Origin of the sequence: Neisseria sp. HMSC15G01 (assembly GCF_001808255.1) — a bacterium.
Lineage (GTDB): Bacteria > Pseudomonadota > Gammaproteobacteria > Burkholderiales > Neisseriaceae > Neisseria > Neisseria subflava_A.
Genome location: NZ_KV792686.1, coordinates 140,594 through 161,231, shown reverse-complemented (window position 1 = coordinate 161,231; position 20,638 = coordinate 140,594). Strand labels below are relative to the sequence as shown.

The following is a 20,638-nucleotide window of genomic DNA, read 5'->3' as shown; positions in this document are numbered from 1 at the left end:
AGTATTTAGGGATTAAAAGATTCATATTCCCTGAACAATTTGATTTACATCAAAATATGACCAAACAAGCGCCTACATAATCATACAAAACTTCGAACCATCCTATCAGGATTCTTAACTTTTCTTACTATAAGGAAACTTTAAACATGAAACGCCAAACCTTAGCCGCACTTATCGCTTCTGTATTTGCACTGGCCGCATGCGGCGAGCAAGCTGCTAAACCTGCTGAAACTCCAGCTGCTACCGCTTCTGCTGAAGCTCCTGCCGCTTCCAACTCACAAGCTGCTGCAGAGACTCCTTCTTCAGAACTGCCTGTAATCGATGCTATCGTAACTCACGCTCCGGAAGTTCCACCTCCAACTGATCGCGATCATCCGGCTAAAGTACGCGTTAAAATGGAAACCGTCGAAAAAACCATGACCATGGAAGACGGTGTTGAATACCATTACTGGACATTCAACGGCGACGTTCCGGGCCAAATGATCCGTGTACGCGAAGGCGATACCGTAGAAGTAGAATTCTCTAACAATCCTTCTTCTACCGTTCCTCATAACGTTGACTTCCACGCTGCTACCGGTCAAGGCGGTGGTGCAGAAGCTACCTTTACTGCCCCAGGCCACACTTCTACCTTCAGCTTCAAAGCACTGCAAGCCGGTTTGTACATCTACCACTGTGCCGTTGCTCCTGTAGGTATGCACATCGCCAACGGTATGTACGGTTTGATCTTGGTTGAACCTAAAGAAGGTCTGCCTAAAGTGGACAAAGAGTTCTACATCGTACAAGGTGACTTCTATACTAAAGGTAAAAAAGGCGCTCAAGGCCTGCAACCTTTCGATATGGATAAAGCGATTGCTGAACAACCTGAATACGTTGTATTCAACGGTCACGTAGGCTCTATCGCCGGCGACAACGCTCTGAAAGCTAAAGCGGGTGAAACTGTTCGTATGTACGTTGGTAACGGTGGTCCTAACTTGGTATCTTCTTTCCACGTTATCGGCGAAATCTTCGACAAAGTATATGTTGAAGGTGGTAAACTGATTAACGAAAACGTACAAAGCACAATTGTTCCTGCTGGTGGTGCCGCTATCGTTGAATTCAAAGTCGACATTCCAGGCAGCTACACCTTGGTTGACCACTCTATCTTCCGTGCGTTCAACAAAGGTGCTTTGGGTCAATTGAAAGTTGAGGGTGATGAAAACCCTGAAATCATGACCAAAAAACTGAGCGACACCGTTTACCAACCTTCCGGTGCTGCCGCTTCTGCTCCAGCAGCTGCGTCTGGTGCTTCTGAAGCCGCTAAATAATCTCTCGGTTTAATACGCCAAGCCACTGCTGCCCTACTCTTTAGAGCCGCAGTGGCTTCCATCACGATTAATCTTCCTGTTCAAATCAGACAGATTGATTTTTCAGACGGCCTTGTTATGATTAGGCTATCTGAAAAATAAATTTCCTGTTTCAATCGATAATAAGGGCGTACCATGAAACTCATACGACTCCTCCTCTTAGGCAGTGCCTTAATCTGCGGCAATACATTTGCTGCCGAAATGGTAAAAATCGAAGGAGGCAGCTACCGTCCTCTCTATCTCAAAAAAGAAACTTCCCTTATTAAAGTCAAACCTTTCCAGCTTGACAAATATCCGGTAACCAATGCCGAATTTGCCGAATTTGTGAACACACATCCGCAATGGCAAAAAGGAAAAATCAATTCCAAACATGCTGAAAAAGCTTACCTGAAACATTGGGTAAAAAATGGCAGCAACAGTTTTGCGCCTAAAGCCAGCGAACTCAAACACCCAGTAACCAATGTTTCATGGTTCGCCGCAAATGCTTACTGCGTTTCCAAAGGCAAACGTCTGCCGACTATTGACGAATGGGAATTTGCAGGCTTGGCTTCTGCCACTCAAAAAGACGGCTCTGCCGAGCCTGGCTACAACCGCACCATCTTAGATTGGTATGCAGACGGCGGCCGCAACGGCCTGCACGACATCGGTAAAAACAAACCCAACTACTGGGGCGTATACGATATGCACGGCCTGATTTGGGAATGGACTGAAGACTTCAACAGCAGCCAACTCTCTGCCGGCTCGTCCAACACACAAATGTTCTGTAGCGGCGCATCCGTGGGTTCAAGCGATCCGTCCAACTATGCGGCATTCTTACGCTACGGCATCCGCACCAGCCTACAGTCCAAATATGTTTTAAATAACTTGGGCTTCCGTTGCGCAAGCAAATAAAGTTTCGTTTTTATCACCAAAGCAGCTTTGGCGGTACTGAAAGGTATCGCCGCTTTTTTTTTGGCCGTCTGAAAAGATATGGCGCACAAAGACAAATTGTGGCATAATCCGCCCGTCCTTATAAAAAGGCACTTAGGAGTTTGCTTAGGTCGTTCGGCTTGGCAAACTTGTCCGAACCTGAAAAGGTTCTTTTATTTTCGGAGTTATCCATCATGGCATTGACCGTAGAACAAAAAGCACAAATTGTTAAAGATTTCCAACGCAAAGAAGGCGATACCGGCTCTTCTGAAGTACAAGTCGCTCTATTGACTTTCCGCATCAACGACCTGACTCCTCACTTCAAAGCCAACCCTAAAGACCACCACAGCCGTCGCGGCCTGTTGAAAATGGTTAGCCAACGTCGTCGCCTGTTGTCTTATCTGCGTCGTACTCAGCCTGATACTTACCGTACACTGATTACCCGCCTGGGTCTGCGTAAATAATTTATGCTTAAATCAACACCGCCTTCGGGCGGTGTTTTTTATTGACATACCGATGCCGTCTGAAACACAGGCCCACGCTCTGTGTTATACTTCCACACGCTTAAGCAGCAAGGCTTAAACTCCCAATCACTCCTTAAAGCTCCCATCAAAGCGAGAATCTGAATTGTCTGTTCATTCCATGTTGCACTCAGGAAAATTTTGGCTGAAAACCCTGGTTTTCGGCATTACCGCGCTTTTATGCCTCGCGGCGGTATTGAGTGCCTTAATGTTCCGCATATTCAACACAGAAAACATCGACGCATTCATACAAAAAAACTTTTCCGCCCATGGCTGCCAAGTCAAATACAATGCCAACATCAGCAGAAAATGGCTGCCGCGCCCTACGCTTATTTTAAAAGACCTCAGCCTTTCCTCTTCCGAACCTGATACGCCGACGCTGAATATTGCCGAGTCTAAAATGGGCTTTGGCTGGAGCAGCCTATGGTCAGATGCCCCCATTCTTGAAAAATGGATTCTTTCCAATCCGTCGCTGACGCTGGGTCCCAAAAACCACCTGCCTGCCTGCCTGCAACAAAACCATACATCGAAAGAAAGCTTCCAGCTCAACCGCGTCATCATCAATAACGGCAGCATCCGCTATCACAATAAAGAGCAAGATATTGCCTTAAACGATCTGCAATTTTCCCTGCGCAGAGCTGATTCAGACGGCCGTCCATTCGATATCAGCGGCACACTGCAAAACATCGGCAACCCCATCAGTTGGCAAGGCGCCGGCCATCTTGTACAAGATGATGCCGGCTGGAGCGTTCCCGCCCTCAAATTAAACCTGCAAACCGTATTACTCAAAAACAAGCTGGATGCCCAAATCGCAGGCAGCCTTAATTGGCAAAACCAAACCGCCCTTTTGCGCGACTTCAATCTGCAAGCCGAAAGCGACTATCAAAACTTGCATATCAATGCACGCTCTCCCCTCTTGCAATTCAAGAACGGCTATTTACACCTAAACACACTCAACGGCGCATTGACTGCCGGCAGTGAAAACAACCAATGGGACGGTTCATTCAAACTGGACAAAACCAACCTCTATGCAACCGTTTTGACCGCAGCCAATTTTGAACTCAAAGGCAGCCATAAAAACGACCGCCTCCAAACCAACTTTACCTTTTCCAGCCCGTTGGTTTGGCAAAAAGGCAAAGGCATTGATGCGCCCAAACTGCACCTCAGCACCCTGCAAGACACCATCAACCGCCTTCCCCGCCCCAGATTCATCAGTACACTCGAAGGGCAGGCCAATTTCAGCCTCAATACATGGGAAGGCCGTCTGAAAGGCGCATTTGACAGACAAGCCCTTGCCTTGGCCTTTAAATACCAGCGCGATGCCCAACCGCGTCCGCACCTTGACGCCGGTATCGCCTTACAAAAACTCAATCTGACCCCTTACTTGGAAGATCTGAAAACCCAGCCATCACTGAATCTTCCTTCTCTGCTGGCCAAATCCTGGTTGCCCGACATTGAGGCCAACCTCCAAATCGGCAGCATTCAAACTGCCGGCCTGCAATTAGAAAACGTCGAATCCCTGCTCACCGCCGATAAAGAACATATCGCCCTGCACCGTTTCAAAGCTGGGCTTTATGGCGGCAAAACCGAGGGCGGTCTGAGTATTGCGGCGACCCAACCTGCCTCCTACCACCTTCAGCAAAACGCAAAAGGCATACAAATTCAGCCGCTGCTGCAAGACTTGTTCGGTTTCCACAGCTTCAGCGGCAGCGGCGACGCCGTTATCGACATTAAAACCACCGGCAACAACCGCGCCCAAATGATACAAGCCCTAAACGGCAGCCTGCTCCTCGATATTACCAACGGCGCATGGCACGGCATCGATATGGACAGCATTCTGAAAAACGGCATCTCTTCGGAAAAAATCGACAACAGCAACCTCAAAACTCCTTTCCATCATTTCACCCTCAATAGCGAAATCGAGAAAGGCATCAGCCATCATATCAACACCGAACTGTTTTCCGACAGCCTGCACGTTGTCAGCAGCGGCTATACCGATTTGAATACCCAAAAGCTGTCCGAAAACCTGCTTATCAGCAACGTACTGCAGCCTAAAAACAAACCGATTCCCCTCAAAATCGGCGGAACCGTACAAAACCCTTCCATTACCCTTGATTACAGCCGCTTGACCAATGGTATGAATACGCCTGCAGAAAAACAAAAAGCCCTGCAAGAAACCATACAAGAACAATGGAAGTGGCTCAAACCGCGCTAGGTTTTCAAATCAAAGGCCGTCTGAAACCCAAAAAATTTCAGACGGCCTTTTAACAGATACATTGTCAGAATAAGATGTTTACTTAGGAATGACTATATACGCAATCAGTGCAACAATGATGACAAACCATAATGATGACAAACCATATAGCCAACATTAATCAAGCCTTTTTTGGAGAGTTTTCTTTCTCTCCAATCGAACCTCACTATTTCTACCGTACCCTCAAACATAGACCCAATTATTTCCATCAATATTTGAAGTAGAAATTCCAATAAATCCGACATCTACAAACCCAAATGCTCCCAAATCTCATCGATTTTGGCCGTAACGGCAGGGTCTTTTTTGATTACTCGTCCCCATTCGCGGTCGGTTTCGCCCGGCCATTTGTTGGTCGCATCCAAACCCATTTTGCCGCCAAGTCCGCTGACGGGGCTGGCGAAGTCGAGGTAGTCGATAGGTGTGTTTTCCATCAAAACAGTATCGCGTACGGGATCCATGCGCGTGGTTACCGCCCAGATGACTTCTTTCCAGTCGCGCACATCCACATCGTCATCAACTACGATGATGAATTTGGTGTACATAAACTGGTAAAGGAACGACCAGCAGCCCATCATCACGCGCTTGGCGTGTCCGGCGTACTGTTTTTTCATGCTGACCACCGCCATGCGGTAGGAGCAGCCTTCGGGCGGCAGATAGAAATCGGTGATTTCGGGGAACTGCTTTTGCAAAAGCGGGACGAACACTTCGTTCAACGCCACGCCCAAAACGGCGGGTTCATCGGGCGGTTTGCCTGTGTAGGTGGAGTGGTAAATCGGGTTTTCACGCATGGTAATGCGCTCAACCGTAAACACAGGGAAATGATCCTGCTCGTTGTAATAGCCGGTGTGGTCGCCGTATGGGCCTTCCAACGCGGTTTCGTTTGGATGAATCACGCCTTCCAATACGATTTCTGCACGGGCAGGCACTTGCAAATCATTGCCGATACATTTTACCAGCTCCGTCCGCGAACCACGCAACAGTCCGGCAAATTGGTATTCGCTCAAGGTATCGGGTACAGGCGTTACCGCTCCGAGAATAGTGGCAGGGTCGCAACCGAGTACGACGGCGACAGGATACGGCGTATCGGGATTGAGTTTACGGAACTCCTGATAATCCAACGCGCCGCCGCGATGCGACAGCCAGCGCATAATCAGCTTGTTTTTGCCGATTAATTGTTGGCGGTAAATACCGAGATTTTGGCGTTTTTTGTGTGGACCGCGCGTGACGGTCAAGCCCCACGTTACCAGCGGCGCAACGTCTTCCGGCCAGCAATGCTGAATCGGAAGTTTATACAAATCAACGTCTTCGCCTTCCCACACGATTTCCTGACACGGCGCATTTTTCACCACGTTCGGCGCCATGCTCCAAATGTCTTTCAGCAACGGCAGTTTGGAAAACGCGTCTTTAATGCCTTTGGGCGGTTCGGGTTCTTTCAGATACGCCAGCGTCTGCCCGATTTCGCGCAGTTTGGACACACTGTCCGCACCCATGCCCAGCGCCACACGTTCGGGCGTGCCGAACAGGTTCGCCAACACGGGATAATCATAACGCGTACCGTCAGGCTTAATCGGTTTTTCAAACAACAACGCTGGCCCTTCGGCGCGCAGCACGCGGTCGGCAATTTCGGTCATTTCCAAATACGGCGACACCGGATGCTGAATACGCTTGAGTTTGCCATCAGCTTCCAATCCGGCGATAAATTCTCGCAGATCTCTGTATTTCATGATTTCATTTTCCTGAACAGGCCGTCTGAAAACAGACTTCCATTTCGGGTTTGAAAGATAAACCAGCGGCTATTGTACCTGCCAAATCTGTTCAAATCCCAACTTTCCACGCCCGAATTTCTAGATTTTTTGCAAACTACCGTCAAATTTAAACAATATCTGCTTGTGATTGCTTTCAGACGGCCTTATCTTTGGTAAAATTCCAACTTAATCCAGTCATCAATCAATATTTATCGTGGGACGGCGGCCATGTTTGCAATTTTAGAATCTTTTTTCGTTGAATACGGCTATGCGGCCGTGTTTTTCGTTTTGGTTATTTGCGGCTTCGGTGTGCCGATTCCTGAAGATTTGACACTGGTAACCGGCGGTGTGATTTCCGGTCTGGGTTATACCAACTCGCATATTATGTTTGCCGTCGGCATGCTCGGCGTATTGGTAGGCGACGGCTTTATGTTTGCAGCCGGCCGGATTTGGGGGCAAAAAATCCTTAAATTCAAACCGATTGCGCGCGTGATGACGCCCAAACGCTATGCCCAAGTACAGGAAAAATTCGACAAATACGGCAACTGGGTTTTATTCGTCGCCCGATTCCTGCCCGGCCTGCGTACCGCTGTTTTCGTGACTGCAGGCATCAGCCGCAAGGTTTCCTACCTGCGCTTTATCCTGATGGACGGCTTGGCCGCGCTGATTTCCGTTCCGGTTTGGATTTATTTGGGCGAATACGGCGCACGCAATACCGACTGGCTGATGGAAAAAATGCACAGCCTGCAATCCGGTATCTTTGCGGTACTGGGCATCGGCGCCGTCATTGTCGGCTGGATTTGGTGGAGAAAACACCGCCGCCATACCTTCTTCCGTGAAAAACTGCACGAAAAACGCGCTGCAAAAGCCAAAAAACAAGCTAATCAATAAACCTTTCTAGGCCGTCTGAAACACTTCCCCGCTTTCAGACGGCCTCAATCATTCATCAGAAACACCATGAAACAAAAAATCTTCGTCCTCTACACCGGCGGCCCCATCGGCATGACCCAAAGCAGCGCCGGTCTGCGTCCCGACACCGCTCTCGTCGATAAAGCCCTTGCCCCCTTTTCAGACGGCCTTGATTTCGAATGGCACGTTTGCCAGCCGCTCATCGACTCTTCCGCAGTAACGCTGCAAAACCAACGCGACTGGCTGGAGCTTATTATTGCCAAACTGCCTGACTATGACGGCATCTTGGTATTGCACGGCACGGATACCATGGCATACACCGCCAACCTCTTCGCCCTTTCGCTGCAAGGTTTGGACAAACCCGTTATCCTGACCGGCTCGCAATGGCCTTACGATGCCGCCAACAGCGATGCGCCGCGCAACCTTGCTACCGCCGTTTCCGCTTTCTCGCTCAAACTCAAACAAGTGGCGATTGCCTTTGACGGCAAGCTCTTCCCCGCCATCGGCAGCAGCAAGGTCAGCACAGAAACCGCCGCAGGTTTTGACAACCTGCATTTTGGTGCGCTCACCGAATGGGATGAAAACAAAGGTTGGCATAATATCCATATTGCCACAACCCAACATTCAGACGGCCTCAAGCCGCGTCTTCCAAATCCCGAAGCCAAAGTTTCCGTCCGCACGCTGATTCCCGGTTATGCCACGCAAGAACTTTCAGACGGCCTGCCCCACCTTTCCGCCCAAGCCCTGATTCTGCAAAGCTACGGCCACGGCAATGCGCCGAGCAACGATGCGTTTGTCCGAGCCGTCCAAGCCTTTACGCAACAAGGCAAGTTGCTGCTCAACATCAGCCAAGTGCCGCAAGGTTGCGCCGCTGCCGTCTATGCCCAAGGCGATGCTTTGCGTCAGGCAGGTATCATCAACGGCGGCAAATGCAATCTCGAAACCGCCACTGCGCTGATGACCCTCGCCGTATCTCATGACTGGAATGCAGATAAGGTGCAACAAGAATTGCGACAATTAAATCTGCTGTAAACCACCATTAAATATGACTTTCACCGACACCCACTGCCATCTTGCCGATCCCAAACTTGCCGATACGCTGCCTGCCGTGCTTACCGAAGCGCAAGCCGCCGGCGTGGTGCGTTTTATCGTACCGGCTACATCTCCCAATGATTGGCAGGCAGTTGCGCAGTTGGAGAGGCCGTCTGAAAATATCCATATCGCTTTGGGTATTCATCCGTGGTTTTCAGACGGCCTCAACGAAGTGGCATTCCAAGAGTTAGAGTCCGAATTAATCCAGCATCCGCAAGCATGGGTTGGCGAAATCGGCTTGGATTTTTATGGCAAAGAGCAAACCCAAGCGCAACGCGACACGCAGACCGATGTCTTTATCCGCCAACTCATCCTCGCCCAAAATCTCAATCGCCGCGTCATCATCCATAATCTGAAAGCCACCGCCGCCATTGTCGCCGCCGTTAAAACCGCCGGTTTCACACGAGGCGGTATCGTTCACGCCTTCTCCGGCAGCGTAGAAGAAGCACGGATTTTGGTGAAACTCGGCTTCAAAATCGGCATAGGCTCGCTGCTGCTCAATCCCAATGCAAAAAAAGTCCGTGCCGCCTTACAAGCCTTAGACGACACGGATTTTGTTCTCGAAACCGACAGCCCTTTTATGCTCGGCCATGAAACCAATACACCAGCCAACATCCGCCGTATCGCCGAAATTGCCGCCGAATTGCGCGACGTACCACTGGTACAACTGGCTGAAATCACCGAGCAAAACGTGGATTCCCTGCTCCATACTTCCCCTTAATATGCCGACCTCAAGGCATCAAAAAGCCTTGCCCAGCCATTTCGTTTCCAAACCGACACACTCTGCCCTCCCTACCCCATATTCATGAATAAAAAGCGATACAAGGCCGTCTGAAAAAATGTTTTTGGCACAAAATATCGTTCACTCCGTCATCTCGGCTTTTTAACACCGTATTTTCCCTTTGATTGATAAAAAGTATTACGCATATTATTGGGCAAACTTTTTATTTACGTTAAAATATGCCTTTTTTTGATAATAAGGCCGTCTGAAAAAGGCGGAAACTAATTATGGCTGAACAACATACACACGCTTCCACCTGGAAGAGCAAAATCAATGCTCTCGGCCCGGGCATCATGATGGCTTCGGCAGCGGTCGGCGGATCGCACCTGATTGCCTCCACGCAGGCAGGTGCACTTTACGGCTGGCAGCTTGCGCTGATCATTATTCTGACCAACCTGTTCAAATACCCGTTTTTCCGTTTCAGCGCACATTACACGCTGGATATGGGCAAAAGTCTGATTGAGGGCTATGCCGAAAAAAGCCGCGTTTATTTGTGGGTATTTTTGATTTTATGTATTGCATCGGCAACGATTAATGCCGGTGCGGTCGCCATCGTTACCGCCGCCATCGTCAAAATGGCGATCCCATCGCTGACTTTCGATGCCGGCATGGTGTCCGTCATGATTATGGTTTCCTGCCTGCTGATTTTGGCAAGTGGCCGCTATAAAGCCTTGGACAACGTTTCCAAAATCATCATCGTCAGCCTGACCATCGCCACCGTCGCCGCAGCAGCCGTGGCCATGTCTCGCGGCATGCAGATGAAACCCGACTTTATCGAGCCTACCCCGTGGACACTGGCAGGCTTGGGCTTCCTCATCGCGCTGATGGGCTGGATGCCTGCACCGATTGAAATTTCCGCCATCAACTCTTTGTGGGTTACCGAAAAACAACGCATCAACCCTTCCAGCTACCGAGACGGCATTTTCGACTTCAACGTCGGCTACATCACCAGCGCAGTGTTGGCGGTCGTCTTCTTGGCCTTGGGTGCATATGTCCAATACGGCAACGGCGAAGCCGTACAAATGGCGGGCGGCAAATATGTTGGCCAGCTGATTAATATGTACGCCGTGACCATCGGCGACTGGTCGCGTCCGCTGGTGGCATTTATCGCCTTTGCTTGTATGTACGGCACCACCATTACCGTAGTAGACGGCTACGCGCGCGCGATTGCCGAACCGGTACGCCTGTTGCGCGGTAAAGACAAAACCGGCAACGTCGAACTGTTTGCTTGGAACATTTGGGTCGCAGGCTCAGGCTTGGCCGTAATTTTCTGGTTCAACAGCGCAATGGCAGAGCTGCTCAAATTCGCCATGATTACCGCTTTCGTTGCCGCCCCTGTGTTCGCTTGGCTGAACTACCGCCTCGTTAAAGGCGACAAACGCCACAAACTGACCATGGGCATGAACTTCCTCGCCATTATCGGTTTGATTTATTTGACCGGCTTTACCGTTTTGTTCCTGCTGAACCAAACAGGCATCTTGGCTGCGCCTAAATAAGCCCATATAAAAAAGGCCGTCTGAAACTCAAAAACAAGTTTCAGACGGCCTTTCCAATCAATCATATCTTTTTGAATTTTCATTCAAACCCATTATAATGACTCCTTATTTCGCCGTTGCAGACCACTCGACGGCATCCGTATTTTGGAAAATTTATGAAGCCGTCTATTTTAGAAAAACTACAACAACTCAGCGACCGACTGGAAGAAGTCACACATCTGCTCGGTCAGCCTGAAGCCACGTCCGACATGGACAACTACCGCAAACTCACACGCGAACACGCCGAACTGACCCCCGTTGTCGAAGTCTTCCAAAACTACCAACTGGCGCAAAGCGACTTGGCAGATGCCGAAGAAATGCTGTCTGACCCTGAAATGAAAGACTTTGCCGCCGAAGAAATCGAAGCCGCAAAAGCCAAAATCGACGAACTCGATACCGAACTGCAAAAACTGCTACTGCCAAAAGATGCCGACGACGATAAAAACATCTTTATCGAAGTGCGCGCCGGTACCGGCGGCGACGAAGCCGCGCTGTTTGCAGGCGATTTGCTGCGTATGTACAGCCGCTACGCCGAGCGCAACCGCTGGCAGGTTGAAATTGTTTCCGCCAACGAAAGCGAATTGGGCGGCTATAAAGAAGTCATCGCCCGCATTATCGGCTTGGGCGCATACAGCCGTCTAAAATTTGAATCCGGTGGCCACCGCGTGCAACGCGTCCCTGCCACCGAAAGCCAAGGCCGTATCCACACCTCCGCCTGTACCGTTGCCGTCATGCCCGAAGCGGACGAGCTGGAAGACATTGAACTGAACCCGGCCGATCTGCGGATCGACACCTTCCGCGCATCCGGCGCCGGCGGTCAGCACATCAACAAAACCGACTCCGCCGTCCGTATCACCCACCTGCCCACAGGCATGGTGGTCGAGTGCCAAGACGGCCGCAGCCAACACGCCAACAAAGCGCAGGCGATGAAAGTCCTCGCCGCTCGCTTAAATGACGCGCAAAAACGCGAAGCCCAAGCCAAAGAAGCCGCCGAACGCAAATCCCTGATCGGCAGCGGCGACCGCAGCGAACGCATCCGCACCTACAACTACCCGCAAGGCCGCGTGACCGACCACCGCATCAACCTCACCCTGCACAAGCTGGATTTTGTGATGGACGGCGATTTGGAAGAAATCACCAACGCCCTGATTGCCGAGCATCAAGCCGAGCTTTTGGCGGCAATGGGGGATTGATGGATTTGGTCCATTGCGTTTATACTTTTCAGACGGCCTGATGACATATGTCAATATGACCGTGTATATGTTATCCCAAAGTGATAAAATGCAGCACCAGCTGCACAACAGCAACACCCTTCTACAATCACCGAAAGAGAGGACACAAAATGGCAAAAATCCTGATCGCACCGGTATCTGCCGGCCTGAGCGCCGATGCAGCGGCAAAAGCATTTGCAGCGGCATTGAATGCGCAAGTTTTCCAAGCCGTTGACTCCACTACAGAAACCCTGTTGGCTCAAGGCAAGAGCGACGACTGGTTTGACGCGCTTGTCGGTAAAGTTGCAGCATTGAATGCAGACAATCTCGTTATCGAAGGCATCACTCCTGATGCAGACAAATTGTTCTTGGCAGGCAAAAACGTCGAATTGGCGCTGTCTTTAGACGCTGGCGTTGTATTGGCGCTGAAATCCGACAATACCGACGCGGCCGCCATCGCCCAACAATTAAACCTCGCCAAACAGCTCTACACTAACTCCCCAGGCTTATTGGAAGGCTTTATCATTGACGGCGCAGCAGCCGCTTTAGGCGCACAAGTTGCCGAGCAAACCGGCCTGACTTTCTTCGGCTCCAGCGACAACCTACAAGACGTATCCGCTTTGGCCAAACGCGAAGCCAAACGCCTGTCTCCAGCCCAATTCCGCTACAACCTGATCGATTTTGCCCGCAAAGCCGATATGCGCATCGTCCTGCCTGAAGGCGCAGAACCACGCACCGTCGCCGCTGCCGCTATCTGTCACGAAAAAGGCATCGCCCGTTGCGTACTGTTGGCGACCCGCGAAGAAGTTGAAGCCGTAGCTAAAGAGCGTGGCATTTCCCTGCCTGATTCTTTGGAAATCATCGATCCTGCCTCTTTGGTTGAGCAATACGTCGAGCCAATGTGCGAATTGCGCAAATCCAAAGGCCTGACTCCGGAAGATGCTCGCAAACAGCTGCAAGATACCGTCGTACTGGGTACCATGATGATGGCTCAAAACGACGTGGACGGTTTGGTTTCCGGCGCAGTCCACACCACTGCCAACACCATCCGTCCTGCCCTGCAACTGATTAAAACCGCTCCGGGTGCAAGCCTCGTATCCAGCGTATTCTTCATGTTGCTGCCTAACCAAGTATTGGCATTCGGCGACTGCGCGGTTAACCCGAACCCAACGCCTGAACAACTGGCCGACATCGCCATTCAATCTGCCGACAGTGCCAAAGCCTTTGGTATCGATCCAAAAGTAGCCATGATTTCCTACTCTACCATCAACTCGGGCAGCGGCCCTGATGTCGATGCAGTGATCGAAGCAACCAAACTGGCGAAAGAAAAACGCCCTGATTTGGCCATCGAAGGCCCGCTGCAATACGATGCGGCTACCGTTCCATCCATCGGCAAATCCAAAGCTCCGGGCAGCGCTGTTGCCGGTCAAGCAACCGTTTTGGTTTTCCCAGACCTCAATACCGGCAACTGTACTTACAAAGCCGTACAACGCAGCGCCAACGTCCTGAGCGTAGGCCCGTTGTTGCAAGGTTTGCGCAAACCGGTTAACGACTTGTCCCGTGGCGCATTGATTGAAGACATCGTCTTCACCATCGCCCTGACTGCCGTTCAAGCCAAACAAATGCAAGGCTGATTGACAAGCTGATGCTTTGAAATCAAAGGCCGTCTGAAACCGATGTTTCAGACGGCCTTTCGTATCTTTGCGCCAACTATATTATAATTCGCCATTATTTTCTGAAAGACTGCCCCAATGACTGCCTACCAGCAACAACTAGCCGACAAAAAGCAATATCTTCAGCAACTTTTCCAAGGACTGGATTTCCCTGAAATCGAAGTCTTTGAATCTCCGGAACAGCATTACAGGATGCGTGCCGAGTTCCGTATCTGGCATGAGGGCGGCGAAATGTTTTACGCCATGTTTGAGCGCGGGCAAAAAGCAAACGGGGCAAGCCTGATCCGTTGCGACCAATTTCCTGCCGCATCCGAATCCATCAATACCTTGATGCCGAAACTGATTGAAGCCGCGTCCAATCATCCCGAGCTGAAAAACCGCTGGTACGCCGTCGAATTTTTGTCCACTTTAAGCGGCGAAATGCTGGTTACCATGATTTACCACAAGAAGCTGAACGACGCATGGCAACAAGCCGCGCAAGAGCTGGCGCACAATTTGGGCATCCACATCATCGGCCGCAGCCGCGGACAAAAAATCGTATTAAGCCAAGATTTTGTGACCGAAGCGTTGGAAGTCAACGGCAAAACCTTCCGCTATCGTCAAATCGAGGGCAGCTTTACCCAACCCAATGCCCAAGTATGCCAAAAAATGCTGACTTGGGCGTGTGATGCTGCGCAAAACTTAGGCAAAGACATGCTTGAGTTGTACTGCGGCAACGGCAATTTCACCCTGCCGCTTTCGCAACATTTCAATCAAGTGTTGGCGACCGAAGTATCTAAAACCTCCGTCAACGCCGCCCAATGGAATATTGAAGCCAACCAAATTATCAACCTCAAAATCGCCCGCCTGTCTGCGGAAGAGTTTACCGAGGCCTACACGCAAAACCGTGAATTCCGCCGCCTGCAAGAACAAGGCATCGACTTGAAAAACTATGATTTTTCAACTATTTTTGTCGATCCCCACGCGCCGGTGTTGATGATGAGACGCTCAAATTGGTTGCCCGATTCGACAATGTCCTCTATATTTCATGCAATCCTGAGACTCTGCGCGCCAATCTCGACACACTCTGTCAAACCCATACCATCGAACGCGCTGCTTTATTCGACCAATTCCCATTTACCCACCATATTGAAAGCGGCGTTTGGTTGAAGAAAAAATAAAACCATACAAAAAGGCCGTCTGAATGTTCAGACGGCCTTTAATTAAGGGCATATTAAGCGATTTTCAAATCAATCCGCTTCCAAAACCACTTTCATGGCTTGGTTTTCAGCAGCGTGTTTGAATACATCGTAAGCTTTTTCCAATTCGCTGAATTTGAAATGGTGGGTCATCATTTTGGTGTAATCCACTGAGCTGCTGGAAATGGCTTTCATCAGCATTTCGGTGGTATTGGCGTTAACCAGGCCGGTAGTGATGGCAAGGTTTTTAATCCACAGTTTTTCCAGTTTGAAATCAACAGATTGGCCATGTACACCAACCACAGCGATATGACCGCCGGGTTTCACAATGTCTTGACACATATTCCAAGTCGCAGGGATACCGACCGCTTCAATGGCGCAATCTACGCCGTCTTCGCCAACAATGTCGGCAACTTGCTTGCTCACATCGCCGGAAGCAGGGCTGATGGTATGGGTTGCGCCCAATTCTTTCGCCAGTTTCAAGCGGTTTTCGTCCATATCGCAAACGATGATGGCGGCAGGGCTATACAGTTGCGCAGTCAGCAACGCAGACATACCGACAGGGCCGGCACCGGCGATGAATACGGTATCGCCAGGTTTCACATCGCCATATTGCACGCCGATTTCGTGGGCGGTCGGCAGGGCATCGCTCAACAGTAGGGCAACTTCTTCGTTGACGTTGTCAGGCAGCGGAACCAAGCTGTTGTCGGCATAAGGAGTACGGACGTATTCGGCCTGAGTACCGTCAATCATATAGCCCAAGATCCAACCGCCGTTGCGGCAGTGTGAATAAAGTTGGATTTTACAGTTGTCGCAAGTACAGCATTTGCTGACACATGAAATAATGACTTTATCACCGACTTTGATGTTTTTTACAGCATCGCCGACTTCTTCTACAATACCGATACCCTCATGACCGAGAATACGACCGTCGGCAACTTCAGGGTTTTTACCCTTCCAAATACCCAAGTCAGTACCGCAAATCGTGGTTTTAACGATTTTGACGACTGCATCGGTCGGATCGATAATTTGAGGGCGGGTTTTTTCTTCGAAACGAATGTCGTTTGCGCCATGATAAACCATTGCTTTCATGTGAATCTCCTTGAGCGGTTAATAAACTTTAACAATACAACGTAAATCCACGTTAACTATATTTATATACCCCTCCACCAGATAAGTCAATCCTGATTATTATTTCGTATGTTATAGTGTAACGCTATGTTTTAAAAATAAATAATTAAAAAGTAAATATTAATGAACACATCCACATCCTTCGCGCGACGACTCATCGATTGGCAACGGCTGCATGGCCGTCACAACTTGCCTTGGCAGGTCAAAGACCCTTATTTCGTCTGGCTTTCAGAAATCATGCTCCAACAAACGCAGGTTGCTACCGTATTGGACTACTATCCGCGTTTCTTAGCCAAATTCCCAACCATACAATCGCTTGCCGCCGCGCCGCAAGACGAGGTTTTATCCTTGTGGGCAGGCTTGGGCTATTACAGCCGCGCACGCAATCTGCACAAAGCATCGCAACAAGTCGTCGGACAATTCGGCGGTATCTTTCCATCCGAGCGCAAAGACTTGGAAACACTCTGCGGCGTAGGCAGAAGTACCGCCGCCGCTATTTCTGCCTTTGCTTTTAACCGACGAGAAACCATCTTGGACGGCAACGTCAAACGCGTTCTCTGCCGTGTTTTTGCCCAAGACGGCAATCCGCAAGACAAAAAATTTGAAAACTCGCTCTGGTCACTCGCCGAAAGCCTGCTGCCGTCTGAAAACACTGATATGCCTGCCTACACGCAAGGCTTGATGGATTTGGGCGCAACCGTCTGCAAACGAACAAAACCTTTGTGCCATCAATGCCCTATGGCAGACATCTGCGAAGCAAAAAAACAAAACCGCATTGACGAGCTACCCCGTAAAAAAACTGCTCCCGAAGTGCAAACCCTACCGCTTTATTGGCTGATTATCCATAACACTGACGGCGCATTATTGCTTGAAAAACGCCCTGCCAAAGGCATTTGGGGCGGTCTGTATTGCGTACCCTGTTTTGAAAAATTAGACGATTTGTATGCTTACGCAGAACGCTTCGGTATTATTTCAGACGGCCTTGAAGAACAAACCACATTTACCCACCGCCTGACCCACCGCTTATTGATGATTACCCCTTTTCAGACGCAACAAAGGCCGTCTGAACATCTTTCAGACGGCCTTTGGGTATCATTGGAACATTTAGCAGATTATGGTTTGCCCAAGCCTTTAATCAAATATTTGGCTAAAGGCTAAACCGCCCTATTCCACAATCTCTTTAAATACAACTTCTTTTCCGCCGCGAATCAGCACGGCAAACCCGTCGCCAATCTGCCAACGCGAGCTTGGATTGGCGTACTCGACACCCTGACTGCGCAAGCGGACTTGCACCAGTTTCTCAACTGTATTGCCTTCACGCAGCTCAACCATCATCGGGCTGTGGCTGTTGATATAAATTGCAGTAATCGTCCGACCTTGTACGGATTGATAACGGACAGAATACGTCTGCGCCTGTGCAATGACCGGTAACGGCGCGTCTGGACGCACGGCCTTATACGAACCGCACGCAGCGCACAAACTCACACACAAAGCGCAGATGATTTTGTTCAACATAGGCATAGATTAGTAATGGTGATGCGGAATCTCGCCATCAAGACGGTAATAAGTGCCGCAATACGGGCATTCAATCTCACTGTTGGACTGAATCGGCAAGAACACGCGCGGATGGCCGTTCCATGTTTCATGATTAGGGCCGGAGCAATGCAGCGGCAAATCCTGCGGCTTGATGACTACAACGTTTTTTTCAGACTGTGTACTCATGGTTTGGTTCCTCACTATGTTTTCTTATCTTCCAATATTGTAAAGCAAAACGGCCGATAGGTTCAGACTGAAAACATTATATAATCACTTTTTTCAGACGGCCTTTAATGATTATGACTACCCTGCTTCGCCTTCAAGATTTCGATACTTCCGATTCCGCTTCATTTCTTTATACACTCAGCGCAGCCTATTTGGATCACACCGAACAGGCAGGTGATGAGGAAATGTCCGGCCTCAACGACGAACAGCATACATTAATCGCACTTTGTTATCTCGACAGCCAAATTCAAGAAGGCGGCTTCGTACAGCTTATCGCTTCAGGATACGGAGAATACATCTTTGGCAACCCGGTTGCCGACAGCCTGCGCCGCTGGCGCATCAAGCCGATACCGAAAATCTTAGACAAAGCCAAAGCCCTGTACGAAAAACACGGCGAAGCCATTGAAAAAATGGCAGACGAGCAAAGGGATTTCGACGAAATCCGCAAAGCTTTTCCTGATTTTGAAGAGCTTGACGGCGATTATTATGACGTTGCCGACGAAGACTTGGAAACTGCGGCAGCGTATGTTCAGGCAAATTGGGATAAATTTGCCAAACTGTCAGACTGAAACCATAAAACTTTGCCGGTTTGAATCATCTGTTCAAACCGGCAAAATTATAAGTACATCAAATTAACGTTTGTTTTTCTGATAAATCGGCATCACTTCAGGCAACATCTTGCGGATTGCATTGATACGCGCTTGATTGGTCGGATGGGTCGACAAAATAGACAATGAGCTGCCGCCCTGTACTTTGTTCATTTTTTCCCACACGCTTACCGCAGCCTCAGGGTTGTAGCCTGCTTCAGCCATCAAACGTACACCGCCGGCGTCCGCTTCGCTTTCCTGATGACGTGAGAACGGTTTGGTCGCCAACAAATCTGCACCCAAGCCGACCAAATCGCCATCCACACCGGTTGAGCTGGCCAAAATCGAACCGCCCAAGCCGGTCAATACTTGTCCGCCCAAAGCTTTTTTGCTGTGTTCCAACAGAGCATGGGTCATTTCATGGCCGACAACGGCGGCAATTTCATCATCAGTCAGCTTCAATTTCTCTACTATACCGGTGTACACGGCCATTTTACCGCCTGGCATTGCCCATGCGTTCATTTCATCACTGCGGATAACGTTCATCTGCCAGTTGAAAGGCACGCCGGTTTTGTTGGCGCGCTCAGCATGAGGACGCAGACGTGCAAACACGCGTTGAACGCGTTGAGCAGTTGGAGATGAAACATCCAAAGCTTTTTGACCACGCGCGTTTTGAATGACTTGTGAGTAACTTTTAGCCGCGTCTTCATTTAAAGTCGCAGTATCGTAGCCAACCATATCCGCTACAGAAGTACAGCCGGTCAACGCCAAAATCACACCCATGCCGGCCCAATATTTTTTATTCCATTTTTTCAACATGTTTTCTCTCTGTGTTTTAAAATTAATGTAACAACATTGTACCCAAATTTAATACCCTTTACACAAAAGGCCGTCTGAACGGTTTCAGACGGCCTTTAAGCGTAATATTTAAGAACGGCGCTGCAGCATCCAAGACTCAATCTTACGCGCATCGTTCACGCGGGTTGTGGAAGACGGAGAGTTGAGCAATACAATGGTAATCGGCTGATTCTGTACATTGGCCTTAACCACCATAGAACGTCCTGCTTCACGAATATAGCCGGTTTTCTGCAATTCGATATTCCAGCTGCCCTCACGCACCAAGGCATTGGAGTTTTTGTAGTTTTGACGACCATTTGCCGTCCAAACCGAGCCGTAATTTGAAGTCGAATTTTTGCGAATCAGCGGATACTTACTGGCTGCCGCAACCATGCGGTTCAAATCGCGTGCAGTGGAAACGTTTTGGAAATTCAAACCGGTAGGCTCATAGAAACGACTGCTGGTCATACCCAGGCTTTGCGCTTTGGCATTCATAGCCGCAACAAATGCGCTCATACCGCCCGGATACGTACGGCCCAATGCATGAGTAGCACGGTTTTCACTGCTCATCAGGCTCAGGTGCAACAGTTCGCCGCGTGTCAGCGTCGTGCCGATGCTCAAACGGCTGCCTGTACCTTTCAAACGGTCGATTTCAGCCTCGGTAATCGTGATAGGCTCGTTCATATCAAGATGCGCATCCAACACCACCATCGCGCTCATCAATTTGGAAATAGAGGCAATCGGCATGACACGATCAGGGTTTTTCTGATACAGCACTTCACCGGTTTTATTATTGAAAATCAAAGCAGATTGCGAAGACAACAGAGGGCCTGCCAAAGCGGCTTGAGCTTCGACTTGGTCGGCATGACTCAATGCAAAAGCTTCCAGCGGGTCATTTTGCACTGGGAAATTTTGCTCCAAAAATTGTCCCAATACATCCATATCATTGGCAACGGCAGGCGCAGAAGCAAAGGCCAATGCCACACCTGTCCATACCATTCCTAAAGTTTTATAGAATTTCATATCTGCCAATTCAAAAAAATACATTTAATTCAACATTCTGTTAAATTTTTCGGCAATTGTAAAGCGAGTTGAGAAAACTTTGCGTTTGTTTGCGAGATATTCAAATCCAGCGCCCGCATCTGTTTCTTAGACGATATGGCGCAATGCC

General features: G+C 49.5%; 18 protein-coding genes and 1 pseudogene. 13 read left to right on the top strand and 6 right to left on the bottom strand.

Translation table 11 applies throughout. The annotated features are described in order from the left end of the window. The first annotated feature begins 146 nt into the window (after positions 1-146). From nirK to HMPREF3139_RS07160, 4 genes are all read left to right on the top strand, one after another. Positions 147-1,304 (top strand): copper-containing nitrite reductase, encoded by a 1,158-nt coding sequence (nirK, locus tag HMPREF3139_RS07175; RefSeq protein WP_070461389.1) that lies wholly within the window; start codon positions 147-149, stop codon positions 1,302-1,304. Between the two features lie 174 nt (positions 1,305-1,478). Further along, the gene (locus HMPREF3139_RS07170) at positions 1,479-2,234 is read left to right on the top strand and encodes a formylglycine-generating enzyme family protein (RefSeq protein ID WP_070461388.1); all 756 of its coding nucleotides are present in this window, start codon (positions 1,479-1,481) and stop codon (positions 2,232-2,234) included. Between the two features lie 212 nt (positions 2,235-2,446). Further along, the gene (rpsO, locus tag HMPREF3139_RS07165) at positions 2,447-2,716 is read left to right on the top strand and encodes a 30S ribosomal protein S15 (RefSeq protein WP_003679932.1); all 270 of its coding nucleotides are present in this window, start codon (positions 2,447-2,449) and stop codon (positions 2,714-2,716) included. Positions 2,717-2,894: 178 nt separating this feature from the next. Further along, a complete protein-coding gene (locus tag HMPREF3139_RS07160) occupies positions 2,895-4,988 on the top strand; it encodes an AsmA family protein (RefSeq protein ID WP_070461387.1) in 2,094 nt (697 codons plus the stop codon). Between the two features lie 284 nt (positions 4,989-5,272). Here HMPREF3139_RS07160 and ubiD read toward each other — a convergent pair whose 3' ends face one another. Then, the gene (ubiD, locus tag HMPREF3139_RS07155; RefSeq protein ID WP_070461386.1) at positions 5,273-6,751 is read right to left on the bottom strand and encodes a 4-hydroxy-3-polyprenylbenzoate decarboxylase; all 1,479 of its coding nucleotides are present in this window, start codon (positions 6,749-6,751) and stop codon (positions 5,273-5,275) included. Between the two features lie 249 nt (positions 6,752-7,000). On the opposite strand from ubiD, the gene HMPREF3139_RS07150 reads away from it, so the two are divergent. From HMPREF3139_RS07150 to trmA, 7 genes and pseudogenes are all read left to right on the top strand, one after another. After that, positions 7,001-7,663 carry a DedA family protein gene (locus tag HMPREF3139_RS07150; protein WP_070461385.1) on the top strand — a complete coding sequence of 221 codons (663 nt, stop codon included), beginning with the start codon at positions 7,001-7,003 and terminating at the stop codon, positions 7,661-7,663. A 66-nt stretch (positions 7,664-7,729) separates the two neighbouring features. Continuing rightward, positions 7,730-8,713 (top strand): asparaginase, encoded by a 984-nt coding sequence (locus HMPREF3139_RS07145; RefSeq protein WP_070461384.1) that lies wholly within the window; start codon positions 7,730-7,732, stop codon positions 8,711-8,713. Positions 8,714-8,726: 13 nt separating this feature from the next. Further along, positions 8,727-9,494 (top strand): TatD family hydrolase, encoded by a 768-nt coding sequence (locus HMPREF3139_RS07140; protein WP_070461383.1) that lies wholly within the window; start codon positions 8,727-8,729, stop codon positions 9,492-9,494. Between the two features lie 287 nt (positions 9,495-9,781). Beyond that, the gene (locus tag HMPREF3139_RS07135; RefSeq protein WP_070461382.1) at positions 9,782-11,050 is read left to right on the top strand and encodes an NRAMP family divalent metal transporter; all 1,269 of its coding nucleotides are present in this window, start codon (positions 9,782-9,784) and stop codon (positions 11,048-11,050) included. Positions 11,051-11,205: 155 nt separating this feature from the next. Further along, a complete protein-coding gene (prfA, locus tag HMPREF3139_RS07130; protein WP_049329850.1) occupies positions 11,206-12,282 on the top strand; it encodes a peptide chain release factor 1 in 1,077 nt (358 codons plus the stop codon). Between the two features lie 149 nt (positions 12,283-12,431). Beyond that, positions 12,432-13,934 carry a phosphate acetyltransferase gene (gene pta / locus HMPREF3139_RS07125; RefSeq protein WP_070461381.1) on the top strand — a complete coding sequence of 501 codons (1,503 nt, stop codon included), beginning with the start codon at positions 12,432-12,434 and terminating at the stop codon, positions 13,932-13,934. A gap of 117 nt (positions 13,935-14,051) precedes the next feature. Then, positions 14,052-15,133: pseudogene (gene trmA, locus HMPREF3139_RS07120) on the top strand (tRNA (uridine(54)-C5)-methyltransferase TrmA). A 69-nt stretch (positions 15,134-15,202) separates the two neighbouring features. Here trmA and HMPREF3139_RS07115 read toward each other — a convergent pair. Next, a complete protein-coding gene (locus tag HMPREF3139_RS07115; protein ID WP_063067963.1) occupies positions 15,203-16,243 on the bottom strand; it encodes a zinc-dependent alcohol dehydrogenase family protein in 1,041 nt (346 codons plus the stop codon). 162 nt (positions 16,244-16,405) lie between these two features. Here HMPREF3139_RS07115 and mutY point away from each other — a divergent pair, with 162 nt between their 5' ends. After that, positions 16,406-17,440, top strand: coding sequence for an A/G-specific adenine glycosylase (gene mutY / locus HMPREF3139_RS07110; RefSeq protein WP_063067964.1), 1,035 nt, complete (start codon positions 16,406-16,408; stop codon positions 17,438-17,440). Between the two features lie 6 nt (positions 17,441-17,446). Here mutY and HMPREF3139_RS07105 read toward each other — a convergent pair whose 3' ends face one another. Next, positions 17,447-17,803: a hypothetical protein gene (locus tag HMPREF3139_RS07105; RefSeq protein WP_063067965.1), complete on the bottom strand. Its 357-nt coding sequence runs from the start codon at positions 17,801-17,803 to the stop codon at positions 17,447-17,449. 3 nt (positions 17,804-17,806) lie between these two features. Beyond that, positions 17,807-18,004: a zinc-finger domain-containing protein gene (locus tag HMPREF3139_RS07100; protein ID WP_003745781.1), complete on the bottom strand. Its 198-nt coding sequence runs from the start codon at positions 18,002-18,004 to the stop codon at positions 17,807-17,809. Between the two features lie 113 nt (positions 18,005-18,117). Between HMPREF3139_RS07100 and HMPREF3139_RS07095 the strand changes: the two genes are divergently transcribed. Beyond that, a complete protein-coding gene (locus tag HMPREF3139_RS07095; protein WP_063068054.1) occupies positions 18,118-18,612 on the top strand; it encodes a DMP19 family protein in 495 nt (164 codons plus the stop codon). Between the two features lie 63 nt (positions 18,613-18,675). Here HMPREF3139_RS07095 and HMPREF3139_RS07090 read toward each other — a convergent pair whose 3' ends face one another. Then, entirely contained in the window at positions 18,676-19,449 is a 774-nt protein-coding gene (locus tag HMPREF3139_RS07090; RefSeq protein WP_003745777.1) for a M48 family metallopeptidase, read from the bottom strand. 108 nt (positions 19,450-19,557) lie between these two features. Next, positions 19,558-20,490, bottom strand: a complete 933-nt coding sequence (locus tag HMPREF3139_RS07085; RefSeq protein ID WP_070645200.1) for a serine hydrolase — start codon at positions 20,488-20,490, stop codon at positions 19,558-19,560. Positions 20,491-20,638: the final 148 nt, after the last annotated feature.

Bases quoted from the DNA above. Each gene is read 5' to 3' on its own strand.
- mutY (WP_063067964.1), top strand. From the start codon at position 16,406: ATGAACACATCCACATCCTTCGCGCGACGACTCATCGATTGGCAACGG.
- nirK (WP_070461389.1), top strand. From the start codon at position 147: ATGAAACGCCAAACCTTAGCCGCACTTATCGCTTCTGTATTTGCACTG.
- HMPREF3139_RS07085 (WP_070645200.1), bottom strand. From the start codon at position 20,490: ATGAAATTCTATAAAACTTTAGGAATGGTATGGACAGGTGTGGCATTG.
- HMPREF3139_RS07090 (WP_003745777.1), bottom strand. From the start codon at position 19,449: ATGTTGAAAAAATGGAATAAAAAATATTGGGCCGGCATGGGTGTGATT.
- HMPREF3139_RS07170 (WP_070461388.1), top strand. From the start codon at position 1,479: ATGAAACTCATACGACTCCTCCTCTTAGGCAGTGCCTTAATCTGCGGC.
- prfA (WP_049329850.1), top strand. From the start codon at position 11,206: ATGAAGCCGTCTATTTTAGAAAAACTACAACAACTCAGCGACCGACTG.
- HMPREF3139_RS07105 (WP_063067965.1), bottom strand. From the start codon at position 17,803: ATGCCTATGTTGAACAAAATCATCTGCGCTTTGTGTGTGAGTTTGTGC.
- HMPREF3139_RS07115 (WP_063067963.1), bottom strand. From the start codon at position 16,243: ATGAAAGCAATGGTTTATCATGGCGCAAACGACATTCGTTTCGAAGAA.
- HMPREF3139_RS07145 (WP_070461384.1), top strand. From the start codon at position 7,730: ATGAAACAAAAAATCTTCGTCCTCTACACCGGCGGCCCCATCGGCATG.
- ubiD (WP_070461386.1), bottom strand. From the start codon at position 6,751: ATGAAATACAGAGATCTGCGAGAATTTATCGCCGGATTGGAAGCTGAT.
- HMPREF3139_RS07100 (WP_003745781.1), bottom strand. From the start codon at position 18,004: ATGAGTACACAGTCTGAAAAAAACGTTGTAGTCATCAAGCCGCAGGAT.
- HMPREF3139_RS07135 (WP_070461382.1), top strand. From the start codon at position 9,782: ATGGCTGAACAACATACACACGCTTCCACCTGGAAGAGCAAAATCAAT.
- HMPREF3139_RS07095 (WP_063068054.1), top strand. From the start codon at position 18,118: ATGACTACCCTGCTTCGCCTTCAAGATTTCGATACTTCCGATTCCGCT.
- HMPREF3139_RS07150 (WP_070461385.1), top strand. From the start codon at position 7,001: ATGTTTGCAATTTTAGAATCTTTTTTCGTTGAATACGGCTATGCGGCC.
- HMPREF3139_RS07140 (WP_070461383.1), top strand. From the start codon at position 8,727: ATGACTTTCACCGACACCCACTGCCATCTTGCCGATCCCAAACTTGCC.
- pta (WP_070461381.1), top strand. From the start codon at position 12,432: ATGGCAAAAATCCTGATCGCACCGGTATCTGCCGGCCTGAGCGCCGAT.
- HMPREF3139_RS07160 (WP_070461387.1), top strand. From the start codon at position 2,895: ATGTTGCACTCAGGAAAATTTTGGCTGAAAACCCTGGTTTTCGGCATT.
- rpsO (WP_003679932.1), top strand. From the start codon at position 2,447: ATGGCATTGACCGTAGAACAAAAAGCACAAATTGTTAAAGATTTCCAA.